Source organism: Streptomyces sp. URMC 124 (assembly GCF_051386455.1).
GTDB lineage: Bacteria > Actinomycetota > Actinomycetes > Streptomycetales > Streptomycetaceae > Streptomyces.
Map to the genome: position 1 here is coordinate 1 of NZ_JBPQTS010000164.1, position 16156 is coordinate 16156.

Here is a 16156-nt window from a genome sequence, read left to right on the forward strand (position 1 = left end):
CCTCGAAGACGCCCGCCGCGCTGCGTCCGGCCTCCCGCCCGTCGACGAGAGCAAGGCCCGCGAGGAGCTCCAGCGCCGTCTGGACGCCTCCCGCGCCGCGCTCGCCGCCCTCCCGCCCGGGACCACCGCCGAGCCCAACGACGGCTTCAAGCACCCCAGGCGCGAGCAGCCCGTGGGAGAGGCGTCATGAGCCTTCACCTCACACCAATCCGATTCCGCGAGGCCCGCGCGTTCGTAGCCATGTGGCACCGCCACCACCCCCCGCCCGTGGGCCTGATCTTCGCAATCGGGGCTGCCGACGACGACGGCGTGTTGCGTGGCGTGGCCATCGTCGGCCGTCCGATAGCCCGCATGCTCGACGACGGACAGACCCTTGAGGTCACCCGAACCGCTACCGACGGTCACCGCAACGTCAACAGCCTCCTCTACGGCGCCGCATGGCGCGCCGCAAAGGCCTTGGGCTACCGCCGGCTGATCACCTACACCCAATGTGGCGAGTCAGGCGCGAGCCTTCGCGGCGCCGGGTGGCGCATCGTCGCTCACCGGCCAGCCCGCCCAGGGTGGGACCGCCCCAGCCGCCCCCGCGCCTCGCACGAGACGGATCACATTCCACGCACCCTCTGGGAGGCGTCGCCCTGATCACCCGTCAAGACGTCAGCCCGCCGCTGCATCCCGAGCACGCCATCCCGTGCCCCTGGTGCAAGGCCGAGCCCGGCCAGCGCTGCACCGGTCAACGCGGCAGACGGATCTCCATCCCCAGCCGCGACGCCCGCATCACCGCCTGGAACAACCGGCCCCCTGACCCGCCGCCCAGTAACCCGCCGCCGAACCGGAGCACCCCAACGTGATCCTCACCGAACCCCGACCCGCCACCCTCACACCCACCAACGACCCGGCACCGGTCGTCCAGGCCGTCGTCGACGGCATCGTCGCCAACCACGAGCCCGAGACCTTCCTCTGGATCGTCTTCCACCAGCCCGACGGCGGCGCCCACGTCCGCTACGCCTGGACCACCGGCGGCCCCGAACTCGGCAACCACACCGACGACCACGCCCTCGCCGCCGGCCTCGACGCCGCCGACTGGCTCCACATCGTCAGCCGACACCGCCACGACAGCACCCGCGGCCGCGTCGAAGTTCACGCCCACCCCCTGCGACCGGTCCTCGCCGACGTCCAGGCCGGTCTCCGCAGCCCTGGTGACCACCGAGCCGCTGTCCGCCGCATCCTGCGCTGCTACCTCGACGACATCGGCCAGCACCACCTCCCCGACGCCCCGCCCCGCTGGATGGGCGTCGGCCCCACGCTCGTCGCGAGGACCCGATGACCGGCCGCCCCTGCTACTGGCACGAGGAGACCGACGGCACCGGCCGCTACCTCATCCCCGGTTGCGCAGCCCGCGCGGTCGATCCCGACGCCGATTGCACCTGCCCCCTCCTCGAACACCGCATCGCTGATCTCCGCCGCGAACTCGACAACGTGCGCCGCCGGTACCACCGCTTCGAGCGCTGGCACGCCTGCGTCATGGACGCCATCCAGGCGCACCCCGACGGCCAAGCCGTCACCGCCGCCGCACAGGAAGCCTTTCGCCGATGACCGACCGCATCCGCCTCGACGACCTCAACGACAACGACCTCGACCAGCTCTACGACGAACGCGACCTCTACCGAGGCTTCCAAGACCTCGTCCGCACCGAGCTCAACCACTGGCACCCCACCGAAAGCCCCCGCATCCTCCGCACCGAACTCCGCGCCCTCGACGCCGCCCTCGGGCCCCGGCCGTGACCGCGGCCGACGCCCGCCGACCACCCCGTCCAACCGTTGGCGACACCAACGACCCCATCGGAGAAGCCATGCGCCACCACCGCAGCGACACCCTCGTGATCTCCCTCGCCGCCGCCGGAATGATCGCCGCCACCATCGACGCCGGCCGCCACGACCAGCCCGTCCAGATCGCCGGCTTCGCGCTCATCGCCCTGCTGCTGGCTCATCTCGCTCACCGCGAGCACCTCCGTGCCGTCGAGCAGCGGGCCGCTGCCCGTGTCGAGGCGGTGCGCGCCGACCGCGCCCGGCGTTTCGGCGCCACGACCGAGGCGGGTGACGACTGGTCGGTGTGCTGCGAGAAGCACCTGATGCTCCTGGGTCGCACGCACTCGGCCGACTGCCCGCGATCGAAGGCCGACGCCTGACGCGCCCGCGAAGGGACCTGGACGGCCTTCTGGCGGCCTGTCGGCCCCTTCCGGCACTTCCAGGGCCGACCGCGCTGCCACAGAGGCGCTCACGGAGCCGTCCAGCGCATCCGGCCCAGATCTTCCCCGCACGCCCAGACGCCGAGCTAACAGGAGCCCGTAGTGCCCGAGATCCGCCTCTCCTGCATCAGCCCCGACGCCGCAGCCGCGGTAGTCGACGAGCACGCCGACTACTTCGGCGCAGGCCCCAGCAACACCGTCCGTCAAGACGGTGCCGACCTGGTCATCGACTACTTCGACAAGCGCTGGCCTCTCGACATCACCGAGTGGGCCGCGGAGCAGGGCCATGCCTCCGACTCGTCTGCAGCCTTCGTCATCTCCCACCTCTGACCCATTCGCCCGGCCGCCGTCCGCGGCCGGGCCCCCAGCACCGAGAGAGGACCCCGTGCCCACTTACCGAGTACTGCTCACCGGCCACGCATCCGCCACCATCACGATCACCACCGACTCCACCGACCCCCACGAGATCGCCGAACTCGCCCTGCAAGAAAGCGTCCCCAGCCTGTGCGCGAGCTGCAGCGGCTGGGGACAGACCTGGTCGCTGGACATCGAGGACGACTGGGAGCCGGTCACCCGGGAGGACGGCACGCCCGAGATCTACGAGGAGGACAGCGACTCATGACGATCCAGGCTGGCCAGATCTACCGCTCCTGCGACCCCCGCGACGACGGACGCGGCATCCGCATCGTGCGCTACACCCCCGGCGACGCCCGCGCCCTGGTCGAAGACGCCGACACAGGCACGCGCACCCGGCCGCTCCGCGTGGCGCAGCTGCACACAAGCGCCACCACGGCGAACGGGACGCCCCGGCGGACCGGGTACGCGCTGGAGGCTCGACCAGCGAGCGAGGCCACCGCCCGGATGCGGGCCGCCGCGGACAAGCTGCGCGCCCTGGCAGCGGCGGCCTCCGTCGACGGTCACCGCTCGACCGCGACTTGGTCGGTGCGCTACTGCTTCACCACCGCCACCGGCGAGCCTCAGCGACGCTACGGGTGCTACCTCGATGCTGGCCCCGACGGACACGTCCCGCTCCTCCGCGGTAGCTCCGCCGGCCCCCACGGACGCGGCATCCGACCGCACCTGCACTTCCAGCACGCCGAGTACATCGCCGCCATGGACCCCACCGTCGGCCTTGCCCTCGCTGACCTCCTCCACGACCTCGCGGATGGCGATGACCAAGGCGTGGTCCATCCGCTCGCCCTGAACCTCGCCCGGCGCCTGCTCGGAGACGCCGATGCCTGACCTTCTCATCGCCGTCATCAACACCGCCGCCGGCTACACCCTCGGCCGCGTGCAGCCGCTCGCCCGCCTCGACGGATGGCTGACCAGCCAACTGCTCTTCGTCGGCCCGTGGACCACCTCCAGGCCCCGCGCGGCGCTCCTGGGCGCCGTCTGCGCCGTCGCGCGGCCCGACGCGCCCCTGCCCCGAGAGGACAGCACCCGTGCTTGAACTGCTCATCGCCGCGGCCAGCCTCATGGCCGGCTACGCCCTCGGCCGTCTCCGCCCCCTCGACCGGCTCGATACCTGGGTCTGGCGCCGACTCGCCTTCGGCGGCCCTTGGGTGCACTCCCGCCCGCAGCAGCTGCTGACCTTCGCCGCGCTCGCCCTGGTCCGGCCGGGCGATGCCGTGCACGCGTGGCGGCACCGCCACGACCCGCCCGAGCCGCCACCCGCCCCTGTCGTGGTCCGAGACCACACCTGCAAGGAATCTCGTGATGCCTGATCATTCAGCCGACAAGGCCACCAGCCGCCCTCTCGCAGTCGGCGATGTCCTGCATGGGATGTGCGGCGGCCACTTCGGTCATCATCGCTACGACTGCTGCCGTATCGAGGTCGTCGGGCCTGACTGGATCGTCGCTCGTGACGAGTACGGCGCGCTGAGTTTCGCGGCCGGTAGGTCCCTCATGGCCCTGCGCCGCTACCGGCAACAGAGCCAGTGGTGCCCGGCCGCCCCCTGCCCCTGCCCCTGCTTCACGGAACCGTCCCTCAGCGCGACCACGAACGGCCCTTCGTCCAGCCTGGACGAGGTGCTGCGCATCGTCGCGGCCTGGTGCGTCACCTCCAATGACGGTGGAGGCGTCGACGCCGGCGACCTCGCCGGGGGCCTGGAACGCGCCGGCTATCCCTTGCCCGCCGTCGAGGAGGACGACGATGCCTGACCTGCCCGAGGCCATCGCCCAGCCGACCCGGTACGTCGTGTCCTGCCTCCCCGAGGACCACGTCGACCGCCACCTCTTCGAGATCACCGTCGAGTACCGCAAGGGCCGATGGGCCGTCACACGCCACGGATCCTCCCTGAGCGCCACCGGGACATGGACCTTCGGGGTCAACACGTACGGCAGTGACGCTTGCGTCAACGCGTACCGCCACGACCTCGACACCGCCCTCCGCCTGGCGAAGAGGGCCGCGGCCTACCTCACCGTCAACGGAGTCTCCGTGAAGTCCGTAGCAGCCAGAGGAACCGATCGGTGACCGCGCTGGAGACCGCGGCCGCGATAGCCGGCGGCATCACCACCCTCTCCACGCTGCTCCTGGCCTCCCTCGTCGGCCGCGGCACCCGAGCAGCACCCCGCCGGACCCGACGATGACCGGCCCCTCCTCCAACCCCCGGGGCGAGCACACGCCCGCCCCGGGGCGCACCTGGGAAACCCGCCTCATTCGTACCGAGGAAGTCGTCGACGACGACGCACCCGACCCGCGACCCAACCGCGCCACCCGCCGAGCAGCCATCCGCGCACACCGCCGAAGGAAGACCATGACCGACCGCACCCCGGACACTGTCCGGACACCCGAGGACACGACGCCCGCCGCCCCGGACAGCGACCCGCCCACACCCACCCTGACCAGCACGGACACGGCCCGGACAACCACGGACACCGACCCGGACCCCACCCCCGACGAACTCCTGCACTACCTCGACAAGGTCCTCAACGACACCGCCCTCCCCGCCGAAGTCCTCGCCCTCCGCTACGCGCTGCGCGCCCATGAGGCCCGCGTCCAAGCGCTCACCTGCGAGCTTGCCGAGCACCGCCGGACCGTCGCTGCCCTGCAGAGCACGGTCACGAGCCAGCAGCGGCACATCCAGATCCTCATGAGAGGTGCCGGCCATGCCCGCTGACGACAGCCCCCTGTGCCTCTGCGGACACCGCCGCGACAAACACAACTCGCCCGCCGCGACCGGCGGTCTCCAGTGCCGGGCCTGTCCAATAGACGACGCCGGCCAGTGGCGCCACCTCTACACCCCCGACACCGAAGCCGAACGCCCGAGCGCCGGCTGCTACGCCGCGGACTGCGCCGCCGACGATGTCCTCGCCCGCGTCCACGCCCTTGTCGGCGAGATGTACGTCCTAGCCGCCCAATGCGGCCAGCAGTGCGCCACCGTCCAGATCGCGGACCGGATCCTCGCCGCCCTCAACACCCCGGAGCCCGACCAATGACCCGCCCCGTAAACCCCGGCGCGCCCCTCACCGACCGGGAGATCCAGATCCTCCACGGCCTCACACGCGGCATAGGCCTCGCCGCCGTCGGCCAGGAACTCGGCATCACGCATGACACGGTCAAGAGCCACGCGGTCCGGATCTACCGCAAGCTCGGCGCCAACGGTGCCGCGCACGCCATCGCCATCGGCTACCGCCAGGGACTCCTGGCCGTGGACTCTGTCATCAGGCCAGACAGGAGCAAGTAGGTGACCAGCAAGGACACGAGTCCGGACACGATCCGGACAGCGGCAGACCTGCGCGGAGAGTACGCGGCGGTACTGGACCAGTGCCGAGTGCTGGTACCCGAGCACCAGGCCGACGCCGTCCTCGCCGTGCGCGACCACCAGACGGAGCAACTGCGCCAGCAGCTCACCGCCGTCGAGACCGAGCGAGACGCGGTCTACCGCGAACGCGCCCACCTCGTCGCGCACCTCGCCGCTCTGTACCCCTCACACATCGGCTACACCGACCCCAACGCCCCGGACTGGGCTATCGTCATCGTCGAGGCCCCTGGGGGCCAGCCCAGCTGGCACATCGCCGAGCGGGACCTGGACCTTTTCGAGCACGTCATACCAACGAACCGGATCTGCCGCGGTTGGGACGGCCACACCACCGACGAGAAGTACGAGCGGATCCGGGCCCTCACGGCGTCCAGCGCGCCGGCCTGGGCAGCCGGCACCACCGGCGCGGCAGGCGTGAAGTCCGTGTCTGAGCCGATGCGCGCGAAGAAGCTCGTCCACTGGCTAGACCTCGGAGACGCCGGACTGCACGGCGCCCATCCCTATAACGAGCTGGTCTCGTCCCGGATGTACGGAGATGGAAGACGTTCCTCCCGCTCTTCGCGGCCCGAACTGGCCGGGCGGCGAGGGTGAGTAGGCCCGGCAGACGCCCTCCCTAATCGCCGGACCGAGGAGTCGCCGGAGGGCGCTCGGGGAGCTTGGCGCCCGGCCTCCGGAGGTACCAGGCAATCAGGTCCTTGATGGCGCCAGCGCGGTCACCATCTGGGGCACGGGCCGCAAGATCGGCCCAGTCTTCGTCTGAGATCCGGACGGACCGGTGCTGGGTGCGTGGGGCGTTTGGCATGGTCACACGGTACGGGGTGTACGTACAGAAAATCCAGAGACCCCCTTGCGGTGTACGTACACCTAGCCATAAGGTGTACGTACACCAAGCGACAGGGGGAACATCGTGAAGGTCACCATCCGCCGCACCATCACCGCCGCCCGCACCAGCACCAAGGCCCTCGGCTACCGCACCCTCTCCGGCCAGATCGCCCACCTCGTCGACACCGGAGCCCTCGTCCGCACCGGCGACATCCTCGACCGCCTCGGCGCCGACGACCTCAAGGACGGCCAGCGCTCCTGGTACGGCCGCCACGTCGCCAAGGCCTACCGCGCCGCTCACCTCGGCGCCGACGCGATCCGCGTCTGGGCGCAGCACCGCACCACCGGCAAGTGGATTCACGTCTACGTCTACGCCCCCACCGACCCCGCCCTGGTCGTCGCGCTCGGCACCTACAAGGCCACCCGCCACCTCACCGCGAGCGACTTCGCGGAGTGCGCATAGGCCAACTACACGGCGCAGCAAACGGCCCAGAGCAGCAACGCGACCAGCATGGAGAAGCCCATGACCAACCAGCAGCGCACCGCCGCAGACCTCCCCGCAGGCACCCGCGTCACGTCCTCCGAGGGACGACGGGGAACCGTCAACGGGCTCGACATCGGACGTGTCACCAACACCGATCACCCGAACCACGGCCGCAAGTACGTCGGCGTGACCTGGGACGCGGTCGAGGGGGACATGGGACTCAACCGGCGAAGCCGCCCCTTCGTCGACGAGCTGACGATCGTGGCCTTGCCGCTGAGCCCTCGTGCCGATGAGCGAGTCACGTACAAGCGGATCACCGACGGCCTGTCGCCGCGCATGCGCAACGCCCTGCACACCCTCGCCACCAACCCCCAGGGCGCCATCCCTCGCCGCAACTTGGGCCGCGGTGGCGGTACGTACGGTGCCCTCCACCGGCGCGGCCTGATCGGCGAGGGAGTGGACAGGCGGGGAGAGGCCGGCTTCTTCCTGACCCCGCTCGGCTGGGCCCTGCTGCGGCACCTGGACGGCACCATCCGCCCGGCCGACCACGACCGCCTGGACGTCGACGACGCCCTCGCCGAGGCGTACCCCACCGAGCAGTGCGTCGTCGACGAGCTGCACCAGCAGCCCACGGCCCCGGCCGTCGAGTCAGCGACGGTCCCCGGCGCGCTGGTCGACCCATGGACGTGGATTCGACGCCCGTTGAGCAGCGACGCCGCCCAGGCCGCCGAGGAGCGCGCCGAGCGTCGCCAGCAGCTCGCCGACTCCCGTGGGGCGAACGCCTACCCACTCGCCGTCGTCGCTGTCCGTCAGGTCGTCCGCGAGATGCCCTGGGCGGGCGCCCTGCGCATCCGTGTCACCGAAGGTAGCCCCGAGGCGACCCTCACCCGCGACGACCTGCACGCCCTCGTCTATAGCGGCCACACCACCGCTGACGCCGTCGCCCGCGTCCGTGAGGCCGTCGCCACCCACATTCGGTACGGAGAGCACGAGGTCCACGTGATGTGCCCCGCCCTCGGGATGCGCCCCGCCCTGTACCTCCCCGACGTCATGGCACTTCTGCACCACTGGGACGACCAGGCCGCGGCCGTCGCGCCGGCCGCTGTCGAGAAGCAGCTCGACGTCCTCGCCGCCGAGGTTGAGCAGCAGCACGTCCAGGCCGACGCGGACAGCACCGACAAGGCCGCGGCTGTCCACCCCACCCGCGAGAACGCCCAGCTGGCCCAGCGCACTTGACCCGCTCTGCCCGGCGGCCCTCGGCCGCCGGGCCTATCGCCAATCCCGGAGGACTTCATGGCCCACGACACCCTCTTCCGCAGCCTCGACCTGATCGAGCCCGGCGACCTCGTCCGCTACCACGGCAGCATCCGCAGTGCCCACGGTCTCTACCTCGCTCACCCGTTCCCCTGCGAGGTCTGCCGCCTCCGCTTCCGGATCAGCCCCAGCGACACTCGCTACGTGCTCGTCGACCCGTGGGGCGAGAAGCCCGGCCCGCAGTGCGTCCGCCGCACCTCCATCACCCGGTCTACCGCCTGCTGCTGAACCACCCCGCCCGGCGGCCGTCCACCGCCGGCCCCGCACACCCCACCGAGGAGCCCTCATGCGTCTCTCCTGGCCCCACCTCACCTGGCGCAAGGCCAACTGGCCCGCCCGCACCTACCACGCCAGGGCCGCCGACGGCTCGTACACCTACACGGTCGACCACGACGGCAACCTCTGGACGCTCCGCGCCTGGCACAACGGAACACCAGTCCCCCTCGGCTACCCGACCGCCCGATCGGCCGCCGCCCTCCAGCAACTCGCCGACGACCACGCTGCCGCCAACGCCAGCCTCTGACCGGCCCGGCATGGACGACGCCCCCATCCCACCCGGCACCCTCGTGATCTACCACGGCAGCCACGCCGACTGCCACGGCCTGCACATCGCGATGCCCTGCCTGTGCGGAAACTGCGGCACCCTTCAAACCCTCTCCGGCGAAACCCGCTACACCCTCCAAGACCCGTCCGGTCTCACCGACGGCCTGAGCCACGTACGCCGCGCCTCCATCACGCCACACACCCGAGGAGAACAATGACCAACCAGCCCGAGATCCTGGACATCGAGCCCGACGAGGCGTGCCCGTCTGGCCTCTGCGACCAGATCGACGACTGCGAAACCTGTGCCGGCAACGGCGACTGCGTCGACTGCGGCGGCAACGGCTGGACCACCCCCGATCACTGCTGCGCGTGCGGAGGTTCCCCGTACTGCACCTGCTGTCCGAACTGCAGCGCCACCTACATCGGCGCCTGCGACTGCCCCATCGAAGTGACCCTCGCCGACGGCTCGACCCCATCCTTGCCGCCCGCCAGGGATGAGGACGACTCGTATCCGGCCTGCGACGACGACCACGATCCGCAGCCCCCGGAGGGCTACTACGACGACCACGTCCCCGCGGGCAACGAGCCAGCAGGCCGGCAGTGGTCCAGCGAGCCGCCGTTCCCGGACGACCGGCCCGCACCCACCACTGAGGTGGACTATTGGCCCCCCTTTTAGACACCCGGAGGGCCCGCCTACCCTGGGCGGGCCATCGCCTCCACTGGGATGCGAACGGGCGCGGCTTCGGTGCAGGAGGGACCTTCAGGTAACCGCCCCTCTACACGGCCAGACTCCGCTGGTGGACCTCGCCCCCGGAGCCCTCAAGGGCCACGTCGCCACCGTAGCGGTCCAGTGGCCTGCGCGCTGCGGACCCCCGCAGGCAGGAGCCGGCACGTGAAACAGGCAGGCCCCGCCCGTCACAGACAGCCGTTGCCGTAAGACCGCCACCCGTCGGGTACCCAGGTCTGCGACGCACGAGGCCGCAATCCGAATCCGTGATCAAGGTCGAGATCAAGCCTGTTGGACCACCGCATCAGCTCCAGCCACGCCGCATCAGCCTCCCGGCCCCATGCCTGGCCTGCCCGCTCCACCAGATCAAGCGCCATTGCTACGCGCTGCTCGATCACTGCAAGCTGCTCGCGGATTCCGTCGGGCAGCATGGTGCCGCGAGCATCGATCCTCCCGTGCAACCGCTCGCAGCACTCGGCGAGATGGGCCCGCATGGCCCGAATGTTCTCCACTGACGGACGAGGCGGTACGCACGCTTCCAGGTGCCACCCGGAGGCGAGAGCGACCCAGTAGTTCGCCTCCCGGAACAAGATCGCGCGCCTCCTGTCCGAGAGCCCCGAGTACGGGCTTGGCACAGGCTCGCCACGCTCGCGCGCGTCGGAACGTGCTTGATTCACCCATTGCCTTACAAGCCGCTTGGCCTCGTCCAACTCGTCCGATGAGCGGGGCATTGCCCCTCCTTCCGGTCTGGGCACCTCTTCGGCCACCCGTCACCGTAGGAGCTTCAGTCCGTACCGCCCTAGCAATTCGCATTTCTGCGAAGAGTGGGGTTCACCCCGCTCAAGATCAACCCTCAGACGGAAGCCGTCGACCGAACCGGGCCACCAACTCGGCCGCCACATCAGCTCCGACGCGGCCCCCGGCGCCCCAGCCTCGGAGTAGCTCCACAACGGCCCGCAGCTCGCCCGGCGTCATCAACGGCTGCCGCTCGCCCTGGGCCTCGATCAGCGCCCACAGATCCATATCCTCCACAACGCAGCAACGACCCAACGGCCGCGCGGGTCACGCTACGCAAAGGCCCCCGCCTCGATGAGTCGAGGCGGGGGCTGCACTTGCACGGTCGCGCGGCCGGGGCCAGTTAAGACCAGCTGGCTCTGCCTGAGCAGGCCGACGGCCCCCTCTGGAGGGACCGCGGGCCTTACAGGATCAGGGCTCTTCAGGCCAGAACTGGAGGAGCCAGCGCTCAGTCCCGTGGGCGAACCCTTGATCTTGGGTCTCACGACGGACCGCCTCACGGCCTGCCGCCGCGGCACGAAGCCGCCATGTACCGGCTGCGCCCAGCGTGACGCCTTCCGCTCGTCCTATGCCCCACAGTGAGAGCTCCCCGCTGGCTGTTTCGATCGATGTCTCAGCCACCTCGTCCCACTCGCGAGGGTCATCGTCGGGGAGGGAATCCCAGACCTCCACCTCCAAGGCGGCTGTGTGACTGCGGCCGGCGCTTTCAAAGTCGACCCGCATTGGAAAGGTGCTGAGGAACACGCCGTGCTCGGTCTCGTCGGGGTACAGAGTCGGTATGAGGTGGTCGTCTGATTCTTGAAGGCAGAATTTGTAGTACGACACACGTGCAGCTATCTCCTGCCTTCGAAGCAGACTTCCCATGCCTTCCAGCCTCCTCTGTACCTCAACTGCATGCTCGATTAACTGCCCGGCCAGCTCTCAGTCCAGTAGGAGCCAGGCTGACCCTTATTCTCCCATTGCTGCGCCCGAGCTCCGTTGTCTTTACTGGAGCCGTCTATCTCCAGCACCTTTCCGCTATTGGCATTTCTGAACACCCGGGTGTTCGGGTCACTCTGAACGAACAGCTTGTTCCACTTCTGGGTATCGTTTCCCGCGCACGTCCATTGCTGAACTGGCGCTCCGTCATCCCGGCGCGAGTCCGCAACTTCGAGGCACTTGCCGCTGTTTACGTTGATGATGTTTACATAGACCCCGTCGCTGGAGGTCACCATCCATTTCGATCCAGGCTGTCGGGAGCAATCCCACTGCTGCGCACGAGCCCCATTACTCTTGCTGGAGTTCTCAATCTCCAGGCATTTTCCACTATTCCGGTTCACCCAGGTATCTGCATCTATGTCGGGGTTGTGGCTTACACTGACAAGGAAGCCATCATCAACGCCGTCAAGGATTCTATTTTTTGCATAAAACCCATTCAAGATGGTTCCGGCGTCCCTGTTCTGCTTGCTGTCGACAGGCATGGCCGAGAAGTTGTTCTTGATTGAGGTGTGAGGATCCCACTCGTACTGCGATGCCCCTTCATAGGTGGATGCGAAAGGAAACTCGTCACAGTCCTTGGTGCCACCTTGGGTGTAGCCATCGCCCCAGCGAGCCTTACAGGCCTGGACGGCGAGCGCGTTGCTTCTGTCATGCCGCTTGCCGTTCGGGTCGTTTTGAAGGCGATGGAGTGGGTTCTTTGGCTCGCGGCCGGGGATGTCCTTAAGCTGTGGGGACTTGGGATAGGTAGCGCTCGGATTCGTGTAAGCGAGCAGGATGTGTTCGGCTACACCCTTTTCGGGAGCATCATCCGCGTTACTGTAGCCGAGGGTGGGCATGAACGAGAAGGTTGCGCTACCCTCCGTCGTCCGCAGGTAAGAGGCAGCATCCCACCGAGGAGCCATAACAAAGGGCTTCGCATGCTGGTTAGTTCCTTGCCACCCCGGCGGGGCCGTAAGGGTTATGTCGGGCTGATACGCCCCGAATACAAGATCCGTGCTACCCGCCATTCCCTGACCTGGTGCCACAGTCACAGTGTGCAGGAAGTGGGCATTAGGCTTCATTCCCTTGAGCTGATCCCAGCTCAGGAAGGGAGGCACAGCGCCGCCGTAAGTGGCAACAGCCGTCTTCGGACTTATCAGCGGCATTTGCGAATTGATATGGTACAGCAAATCCGCTGTCGGAGGTGTCCTGCCGGACTTGTTTATATCTACGAAATCGTACTCGAAATGAACAACGCGATCATATTTGGGGACGGTGGCCCGAAGGTAAAGCTGGAAGCTTGTCTCGCCGACCCCTTTGGAATCAGCCCAGATTTGCCGAAACTGAACACCAGAACAGACGGCAAACCTTGACTTGAAGTACACCTGCTCGCCAACAAGGTAACGCTTACATTCGTCAAGCGTCATCGCCCGCGCTGGCTCCGGATATGTTGCACCCCTCCCGGCAGCGAGCCCCTTCGGCGGAGCGGCCGTACGGCTAGCGCTCAATGACGGACGCTTAGCCTTCACTCCAAGCGAGGCTGCGGGACCCATCAGCTCCAACGGGGTAGTCGTCAGGTTCCTGCTGGAAGCTTCCAGGCGCTCCCGCCCCGGCCCGCGAACGATCTCCTGCAGAGACGGCCCTTCCTCACCGACAGGGACGACGTAGGTGTCCACCCTCGGTTTCGGCGCATCGGCAACCGCCGACACTGTCAGGGCGGAAGCTGCCAGCGCGGCAAGTGCCCCCACAATCGGTATTCGGGTTCTAAGCGAGATTCTCAAGAGACCCCCCTCGGTCGGCATGATCAATCAAGCGCCATCATGCACCACCAAGATCACTCCAGCTAGAGCAGCCATCAACTAGCCGTAACGATCCAGCCGCCCCCTGCCGACCAGCCCGCGGGCTGCTGGCGAGCTGCATGGAGGAAGACGGCCTGCGCTCGACGATCGCCGATAGACGCCGTCCACGCAGCGTCAAGACACGGCGGTCCGGCGTGCCTGCCCGCGCGCGCCGCCAAGCCCCCCGTCGGCGCACCCGGCGAGGTCGCGGCGCGCGCTGGGCTAGTCGTTGTAAGAGGGCTCGTTCTCGCCGTCGTCGCAGCACGTCGCGTGCTCGTCAAACACTTCCTCGCCGCAGGAGTTGCAGGACCAGTAGACCGGCTCCCGCTCCACCTCTCCGGTAGCCACGTCAGCCGATCCCCCCACCGGGCTCACTCTCGTCATTTTTCTTCGGCCTGTCCTTCCATGACCCGGAGTGCCCGCGCAGGATGTCCTGGACGGTGCCCAATGAAGTGCCGACGCGTGCCGCGATCTTCCGAAGAGAGACGCCGTCAGCCCTGAGGCTGAAGACCATCTGGCTCCGCTCGTCCTTCCAGCGGACGTTGCGCTTGACCTGATCGGCCATGACCTTGCTCATGGCCTGGACGCGCGCCTCCGGGTCGGCGATCCGCTCGACCTCGTCGAGAGCCTCGGACACTCGCCGCACCTCCTCGTCACTCACACCCGAGCCCTTCCCAATTTTGGGCGGGTCGCTTCCCAAGAGTGTATGGGTCCCATACACTCCATGGAAGTAGCCCCGCGCTACCGATGAAGAACGGCCCCGGCCGGCGCTCGCAACGCCGTGTGGCCGGGGCCAGACCTACCCACAACCATCACGAAGAGGCAGGTCCGTCATGGACTGTACCCACCCGCAGCTCCCTCAGCCCACGGAGCACCCCGGTCACCCGGTTGTCGACCAGCCCGCCACCGTCGACGCCTGCCGCAGGGACTACGAGCAGGGCGAAGCCGAGCGCACCGCCAGCGAGCACCGCGACCGCCGCTGACCCACCCAGACCGGCCGGGCCCGCCACATCCCCCGCGGGCCCGGCCTCTCCTCCGCCCAGGAGCAGCTCGTGAAGCCCAAAGCCCGGCGCAACGCCATGCTCGTCGTCTCATGCGCCGCCATCGCGACCACCGGATGGTCTCTGTACGCCGTCACCAGCCACTACGGCACCCCCGGACTCATCGCCTTCGTCTCAGTGGCCGCCTTCGACGGCATCGCCTACCTCGCCCTGCACCTCGCCTCCGAGGCCTCCGCCGAAGGCCGCTCGGCCTTCGGGGCCCGCCTCACGGCCGTCATCATGGCCGCCGTCTCCGTCGCCCTCAACGTCAAGCACGCCGACCTCATCGACGGCGGCACCATCGCCTCCCTGGCCTTCTCCGCCCCCAGCGTCGGGCTCCTCGCAGTCTCCGAGCTCTCCTGGGCCGGCCCCCGGGCAACCCAACGCGCCCAGCGCGGCGAGCGCCCGTTCCGCCCAGCAGCACTCGGCGGATGGTCCTGGATCCTGGCCCCGTACCGCGCTGCAACGTCGGTCCAAGCACAGGCGCGCCAGCACATTGAGCACAGCCACGAGGATGCATCGCCCGCGGCGCCCCCATCGCGGCACGACGCAACGCAGAAGCTCCGCCAGCACTTCGCCGGCATGGACCCAGTCGAGCTCATCCAGTTCGCAAGCTCCGCCCTGCCCGGCGCCACGCCCGCCGAAATCGCCGCCCAGCTCAAGGCGTACGACATCAGCATCTCCGCGATGGAGGTCGCCCTCGTCCTCGGTCACCAGCCGCCCGTCACGACCGTGGAGCGTCCGGACAAAGTCCGGACTTCTCCCAAGGCGCCGCCCCCCGGCTCAGGGCCGGTACCGCTGACCAGCGCGGACAGGCGGACAAGCCCGCCGGACTCAGTGGCCGAAGCAGCCCGCAGGCTCGTCAGCCTCGGCTTCACTGAGAAGGCGCAGACCGTACCGCTGATCATGAACACCCTTGGCCTGGAGAACACGAGGCGCCAATGGGACTCCGTCCGGCGCGCCTTTGACCGTGCACTCGACGACGCCGCCAAGCCGCCGCAGGGATCAGCCGCCGAGCAACTCGCCCTCGACACGGAGGATGAAGGGGTCGGCCAAGGCGGAGGCGGCTACGCATGACCGCCCTCGACTGCCTTTGGCCTCTCGAACTCGGCCTCGCCCTCCTGGCCGTCGTCGCGCTGCGCCGCCACGTCCAGAGCCTCCTGGGCCTATCCGCCCTCATCCTCATGGCGGCTGTTGCCCTCGTCGCCCTCATCGCCCAGTAAGGCCGCCTGATGCTTCTGACCCTGATCGCCTTCGGTCTCCTGTGCCCCCTGCTGACCCACGGCAGCGCCAAGGAGAAGCCGATCCTGCACGCCCTGTCCGTCGGGGCCTTCATCGCAGCCTGCGCCCTGGCGCTCCTCGCCCGGGACGAGTGGTGAGCATGCCCGACCCGATCACCCCGACCCGCATCATCCCTGCCGGCCAGCCCCTTCCTCCAACAGCGCCCCCCATGCCTTCGGCGCCACCCGGCACCCAGAACCTGCCGCCCTGGCGCCGCGCTGCTGCCGCGCCATCTCCACCGCCTCCACCCCCGGCCTACCCCCGCGACTACACGAGGCCGAGGCCGTAGGCCCAGCCGATGCCGAAGCCGCGGGCTTCCTGGACGGTGTAGGCCCAGGTGGTGGCGATG

The 16156-nt window shown here is 68.8% G+C and carries 33 protein-coding genes; 28 read left to right on the forward strand and 5 right to left on the reverse strand.

Annotation, left to right across the window (positions count from 1 at the left end; translation table 11 throughout):
* The 24 genes from ACSNOG_RS27025 to ACSNOG_RS27140 all read left to right on the forward strand — a co-directional run.
* On the forward strand, nt 1-190 hold a 190-nt coding region (locus ACSNOG_RS27025), incomplete at its 5' end, for a hypothetical protein (protein ID WP_436755311.1).
* Nucleotides 187-639 (forward strand): XF1762 family protein, encoded by a 453-nt coding sequence (locus ACSNOG_RS27030; protein WP_436755312.1) that lies wholly within the window; start codon nt 187-189, stop codon nt 637-639. The genes ACSNOG_RS27025 and ACSNOG_RS27030, both read left to right, overlap by 4 nt.
* A complete protein-coding gene (locus tag ACSNOG_RS27035) occupies nt 561-848 on the forward strand; it encodes a zinc finger domain-containing protein (RefSeq protein ID WP_436755313.1) in 288 nt (95 codons plus the stop codon). Before ACSNOG_RS27030 ends, ACSNOG_RS27035 begins: the two co-directional genes overlap by 79 nt.
* On the forward strand, nt 845-1324 hold the full coding sequence (locus tag ACSNOG_RS27040; RefSeq protein ID WP_436755314.1) for a hypothetical protein: 480 nt from the start codon (nt 845-847) through the stop codon (nt 1322-1324). The genes ACSNOG_RS27035 and ACSNOG_RS27040 overlap by 4 nt, the downstream gene beginning before the upstream one ends.
* Nucleotides 1321-1593, forward strand: coding sequence for a hypothetical protein (locus ACSNOG_RS27045; protein ID WP_436755315.1), 273 nt, complete (start codon nt 1321-1323; stop codon nt 1591-1593). The genes ACSNOG_RS27040 and ACSNOG_RS27045 overlap by 4 nt, the downstream gene beginning before the upstream one ends.
* Nucleotides 1590-1781, forward strand: coding sequence for a hypothetical protein (locus ACSNOG_RS27050; protein WP_436755316.1), 192 nt, complete (start codon nt 1590-1592; stop codon nt 1779-1781). The genes ACSNOG_RS27045 and ACSNOG_RS27050 overlap by 4 nt, the downstream gene beginning before the upstream one ends.
* Before the next feature lie 68 nt (nt 1782-1849).
* On the forward strand, nt 1850-2185 hold the full coding sequence (locus ACSNOG_RS27055; RefSeq protein WP_436755317.1) for a hypothetical protein: 336 nt from the start codon (nt 1850-1852) through the stop codon (nt 2183-2185).
* A gap of 162 nt (nt 2186-2347) precedes the next feature.
* The gene (locus ACSNOG_RS27060) at nt 2348-2575 is read left to right on the forward strand and encodes a hypothetical protein (RefSeq protein ID WP_436755318.1); all 228 of its coding nucleotides are present in this window, start codon (nt 2348-2350) and stop codon (nt 2573-2575) included.
* A gap of 55 nt (nt 2576-2630) precedes the next feature.
* Nucleotides 2631-2867 (forward strand): hypothetical protein, encoded by a 237-nt coding sequence (locus tag ACSNOG_RS27065; RefSeq protein WP_436755319.1) that lies wholly within the window; start codon nt 2631-2633, stop codon nt 2865-2867.
* A complete protein-coding gene (locus ACSNOG_RS27070) occupies nt 2864-3487 on the forward strand; it encodes a hypothetical protein (RefSeq protein WP_436755320.1) in 624 nt (207 codons plus the stop codon). The genes ACSNOG_RS27065 and ACSNOG_RS27070 overlap by 4 nt, the downstream gene beginning before the upstream one ends.
* Nucleotides 3480-3695, forward strand: coding sequence for a hypothetical protein (locus ACSNOG_RS27075; protein WP_436755321.1), 216 nt, complete (start codon nt 3480-3482; stop codon nt 3693-3695). Before ACSNOG_RS27070 ends, ACSNOG_RS27075 begins: the two co-directional genes overlap by 8 nt.
* On the forward strand, nt 3688-3969 hold the full coding sequence (locus ACSNOG_RS27080; RefSeq protein ID WP_436755322.1) for a hypothetical protein: 282 nt from the start codon (nt 3688-3690) through the stop codon (nt 3967-3969). Before ACSNOG_RS27075 ends, ACSNOG_RS27080 begins: the two co-directional genes overlap by 8 nt.
* On the forward strand, nt 3962-4405 hold the full coding sequence (locus ACSNOG_RS27085) for a hypothetical protein (protein ID WP_436755323.1): 444 nt from the start codon (nt 3962-3964) through the stop codon (nt 4403-4405). The genes ACSNOG_RS27080 and ACSNOG_RS27085 overlap by 8 nt, the downstream gene beginning before the upstream one ends.
* Nucleotides 4398-4718 (forward strand): hypothetical protein, encoded by a 321-nt coding sequence (locus ACSNOG_RS27090; RefSeq protein WP_436755324.1) that lies wholly within the window; start codon nt 4398-4400, stop codon nt 4716-4718. The genes ACSNOG_RS27085 and ACSNOG_RS27090 overlap by 8 nt, the downstream gene beginning before the upstream one ends.
* A 283-nt stretch (nt 4719-5001) precedes the next feature.
* The gene (locus ACSNOG_RS27095; protein ID WP_436755325.1) at nt 5002-5364 is read left to right on the forward strand and encodes a hypothetical protein; all 363 of its coding nucleotides are present in this window, start codon (nt 5002-5004) and stop codon (nt 5362-5364) included.
* On the forward strand, nt 5354-5683 hold the full coding sequence (locus ACSNOG_RS27100; RefSeq protein ID WP_436755326.1) for a hypothetical protein: 330 nt from the start codon (nt 5354-5356) through the stop codon (nt 5681-5683). Before ACSNOG_RS27095 ends, ACSNOG_RS27100 begins: the two co-directional genes overlap by 11 nt.
* A complete protein-coding gene (locus tag ACSNOG_RS27105) occupies nt 5680-5931 on the forward strand; it encodes a response regulator transcription factor (RefSeq protein WP_436755327.1) in 252 nt (83 codons plus the stop codon). The genes ACSNOG_RS27100 and ACSNOG_RS27105 overlap by 4 nt, the downstream gene beginning before the upstream one ends.
* The gene (locus tag ACSNOG_RS27110) at nt 5932-6597 is read left to right on the forward strand and encodes a hypothetical protein (RefSeq protein WP_436755328.1); all 666 of its coding nucleotides are present in this window, start codon (nt 5932-5934) and stop codon (nt 6595-6597) included.
* 316 nt (nt 6598-6913) lie between these two features.
* A complete protein-coding gene (locus ACSNOG_RS27115) occupies nt 6914-7291 on the forward strand; it encodes a hypothetical protein (protein WP_436755329.1) in 378 nt (125 codons plus the stop codon).
* Between the two features lie 60 nt (nt 7292-7351).
* Nucleotides 7352-8548, forward strand: coding sequence for a hypothetical protein (locus ACSNOG_RS27120; protein WP_436755330.1), 1197 nt, complete (start codon nt 7352-7354; stop codon nt 8546-8548).
* 57 nt (nt 8549-8605) lie between these two features.
* Complete coding sequence (locus ACSNOG_RS27125) at nt 8606-8854, forward strand: hypothetical protein (protein ID WP_436755331.1); 249 nt, start codon at nt 8606-8608, stop codon at nt 8852-8854.
* A 58-nt stretch (nt 8855-8912) separates the two neighbouring features.
* Nucleotides 8913-9149, forward strand: a complete 237-nt coding sequence (locus ACSNOG_RS27130) for a hypothetical protein (RefSeq protein WP_436755332.1) — start codon at nt 8913-8915, stop codon at nt 9147-9149.
* 10 nt (nt 9150-9159) lie between these two features.
* Nucleotides 9160-9387: a hypothetical protein gene (locus ACSNOG_RS27135; protein WP_436755333.1), complete on the forward strand. Its 228-nt coding sequence runs from the start codon at nt 9160-9162 to the stop codon at nt 9385-9387.
* The gene (locus tag ACSNOG_RS27140) at nt 9384-9845 is read left to right on the forward strand and encodes a hypothetical protein (protein WP_436755334.1); all 462 of its coding nucleotides are present in this window, start codon (nt 9384-9386) and stop codon (nt 9843-9845) included. The genes ACSNOG_RS27135 and ACSNOG_RS27140 overlap by 4 nt, the downstream gene beginning before the upstream one ends.
* Before the next feature lie 239 nt (nt 9846-10084).
* Here the strand turns inward: ACSNOG_RS27140 and ACSNOG_RS27145 are convergent, their stop codons facing one another.
* From ACSNOG_RS27145 to ACSNOG_RS27165, 5 genes are all read right to left on the reverse strand, one after another.
* Complete coding sequence (locus tag ACSNOG_RS27145) at nt 10085-10390, reverse strand: hypothetical protein (protein WP_436755335.1); 306 nt, start codon at nt 10388-10390, stop codon at nt 10085-10087.
* Nucleotides 10391-11102: 712 nt separating this feature from the next.
* On the reverse strand, nt 11103-11555 hold the full coding sequence (locus ACSNOG_RS27150; RefSeq protein ID WP_436755336.1) for a hypothetical protein: 453 nt from the start codon (nt 11553-11555) through the stop codon (nt 11103-11105).
* Nucleotides 11556-11593: 38 nt separating this feature from the next.
* On the reverse strand, nt 11594-13075 hold the full coding sequence (locus tag ACSNOG_RS27155) for an RICIN domain-containing protein (protein ID WP_436755337.1): 1482 nt from the start codon (nt 13073-13075) through the stop codon (nt 11594-11596).
* Nucleotides 13076-13708: 633 nt separating this feature from the next.
* Nucleotides 13709-13834 carry a hypothetical protein gene (locus ACSNOG_RS27160; protein WP_436755338.1) on the reverse strand — a complete coding sequence of 42 codons (126 nt, stop codon included), beginning with the start codon at nt 13832-13834 and terminating at the stop codon, nt 13709-13711.
* Nucleotide 13835: 1 nt separating this feature from the next.
* Nucleotides 13836-14123 (reverse strand): hypothetical protein, encoded by a 288-nt coding sequence (locus ACSNOG_RS27165; protein WP_436755339.1) that lies wholly within the window; start codon nt 14121-14123, stop codon nt 13836-13838.
* A 196-nt stretch (nt 14124-14319) separates the two neighbouring features.
* On the opposite strand from ACSNOG_RS27165, the gene ACSNOG_RS27170 reads away from it, so the two are divergent.
* The 4 genes from ACSNOG_RS27170 to ACSNOG_RS27185 all read left to right on the forward strand — a co-directional run bounded on the left by ACSNOG_RS27170 (nt 14320) and on the right by ACSNOG_RS27185 (nt 15905).
* Nucleotides 14320-14469: a hypothetical protein gene (locus ACSNOG_RS27170; protein ID WP_436755340.1), complete on the forward strand. Its 150-nt coding sequence runs from the start codon at nt 14320-14322 to the stop codon at nt 14467-14469.
* A 69-nt stretch (nt 14470-14538) separates the two neighbouring features.
* Nucleotides 14539-15603, forward strand: a complete 1065-nt coding sequence (locus ACSNOG_RS27175) for a DUF2637 domain-containing protein (RefSeq protein WP_436755341.1) — start codon at nt 14539-14541, stop codon at nt 15601-15603.
* Nucleotides 15600-15749, forward strand: a complete 150-nt coding sequence (locus ACSNOG_RS27180) for a hypothetical protein (RefSeq protein ID WP_436755342.1) — start codon at nt 15600-15602, stop codon at nt 15747-15749. The genes ACSNOG_RS27175 and ACSNOG_RS27180 overlap by 4 nt, the downstream gene beginning before the upstream one ends.
* A 9-nt stretch (nt 15750-15758) precedes the next feature.
* Nucleotides 15759-15905 (forward strand): hypothetical protein, encoded by a 147-nt coding sequence (locus ACSNOG_RS27185; protein ID WP_436755343.1) that lies wholly within the window; start codon nt 15759-15761, stop codon nt 15903-15905.
* Nucleotides 15906-16156: the final 251 nt, after the last annotated feature.

Coding starts and splice junctions, on each gene's coding strand:
- ACSNOG_RS27135 (WP_436755333.1), top strand. CDS start 9,160: ATGGACGACGCCCCCATCCCACCCGGCACCCTCGTGATCTACCACGGC.
- ACSNOG_RS27100 (WP_436755326.1), top strand. CDS start 5,354: ATGCCCGCTGACGACAGCCCCCTGTGCCTCTGCGGACACCGCCGCGAC.
- ACSNOG_RS27145 (WP_436755335.1), bottom strand. CDS start 10,390: ATGCGGGCCCATCTCGCCGAGTGCTGCGAGCGGTTGCACGGGAGGATC.
- ACSNOG_RS27070 (WP_436755320.1), top strand. CDS start 2,864: ATGACGATCCAGGCTGGCCAGATCTACCGCTCCTGCGACCCCCGCGAC.
- ACSNOG_RS27075 (WP_436755321.1), top strand. CDS start 3,480: ATGCCTGACCTTCTCATCGCCGTCATCAACACCGCCGCCGGCTACACC.
- ACSNOG_RS27090 (WP_436755324.1), top strand. CDS start 4,398: ATGCCTGACCTGCCCGAGGCCATCGCCCAGCCGACCCGGTACGTCGTG.
- ACSNOG_RS27130 (WP_436755332.1), top strand. CDS start 8,913: ATGCGTCTCTCCTGGCCCCACCTCACCTGGCGCAAGGCCAACTGGCCC.
- ACSNOG_RS27030 (WP_436755312.1), top strand. CDS start 187: ATGAGCCTTCACCTCACACCAATCCGATTCCGCGAGGCCCGCGCGTTC.
- ACSNOG_RS27045 (WP_436755315.1), top strand. CDS start 1,321: ATGACCGGCCGCCCCTGCTACTGGCACGAGGAGACCGACGGCACCGGC.
- ACSNOG_RS27185 (WP_436755343.1), top strand. CDS start 15,759: ATGCTTCTGACCCTGATCGCCTTCGGTCTCCTGTGCCCCCTGCTGACC.
- ACSNOG_RS27105 (WP_436755327.1), top strand. CDS start 5,680: ATGACCCGCCCCGTAAACCCCGGCGCGCCCCTCACCGACCGGGAGATC.
- ACSNOG_RS27125 (WP_436755331.1), top strand. CDS start 8,606: ATGGCCCACGACACCCTCTTCCGCAGCCTCGACCTGATCGAGCCCGGC.
- ACSNOG_RS27085 (WP_436755323.1), top strand. CDS start 3,962: ATGCCTGATCATTCAGCCGACAAGGCCACCAGCCGCCCTCTCGCAGTC.
- ACSNOG_RS27180 (WP_436755342.1), top strand. CDS start 15,600: ATGACCGCCCTCGACTGCCTTTGGCCTCTCGAACTCGGCCTCGCCCTC.
- ACSNOG_RS27055 (WP_436755317.1), top strand. CDS start 1,850: ATGCGCCACCACCGCAGCGACACCCTCGTGATCTCCCTCGCCGCCGCC.
- ACSNOG_RS27120 (WP_436755330.1), top strand. CDS start 7,352: ATGACCAACCAGCAGCGCACCGCCGCAGACCTCCCCGCAGGCACCCGC.
- ACSNOG_RS27170 (WP_436755340.1), top strand. CDS start 14,320: ATGGACTGTACCCACCCGCAGCTCCCTCAGCCCACGGAGCACCCCGGT.
- ACSNOG_RS27155 (WP_436755337.1), bottom strand. CDS start 13,075: ATGACGCTTGACGAATGTAAGCGTTACCTTGTTGGCGAGCAGGTGTAC.
- ACSNOG_RS27140 (WP_436755334.1), top strand. CDS start 9,384: ATGACCAACCAGCCCGAGATCCTGGACATCGAGCCCGACGAGGCGTGC.
- ACSNOG_RS27150 (WP_436755336.1), bottom strand. CDS start 11,555: ATGGGAAGTCTGCTTCGAAGGCAGGAGATAGCTGCACGTGTGTCGTAC.
- ACSNOG_RS27050 (WP_436755316.1), top strand. CDS start 1,590: ATGACCGACCGCATCCGCCTCGACGACCTCAACGACAACGACCTCGAC.
- ACSNOG_RS27095 (WP_436755325.1), top strand. CDS start 5,002: ATGACCGACCGCACCCCGGACACTGTCCGGACACCCGAGGACACGACG.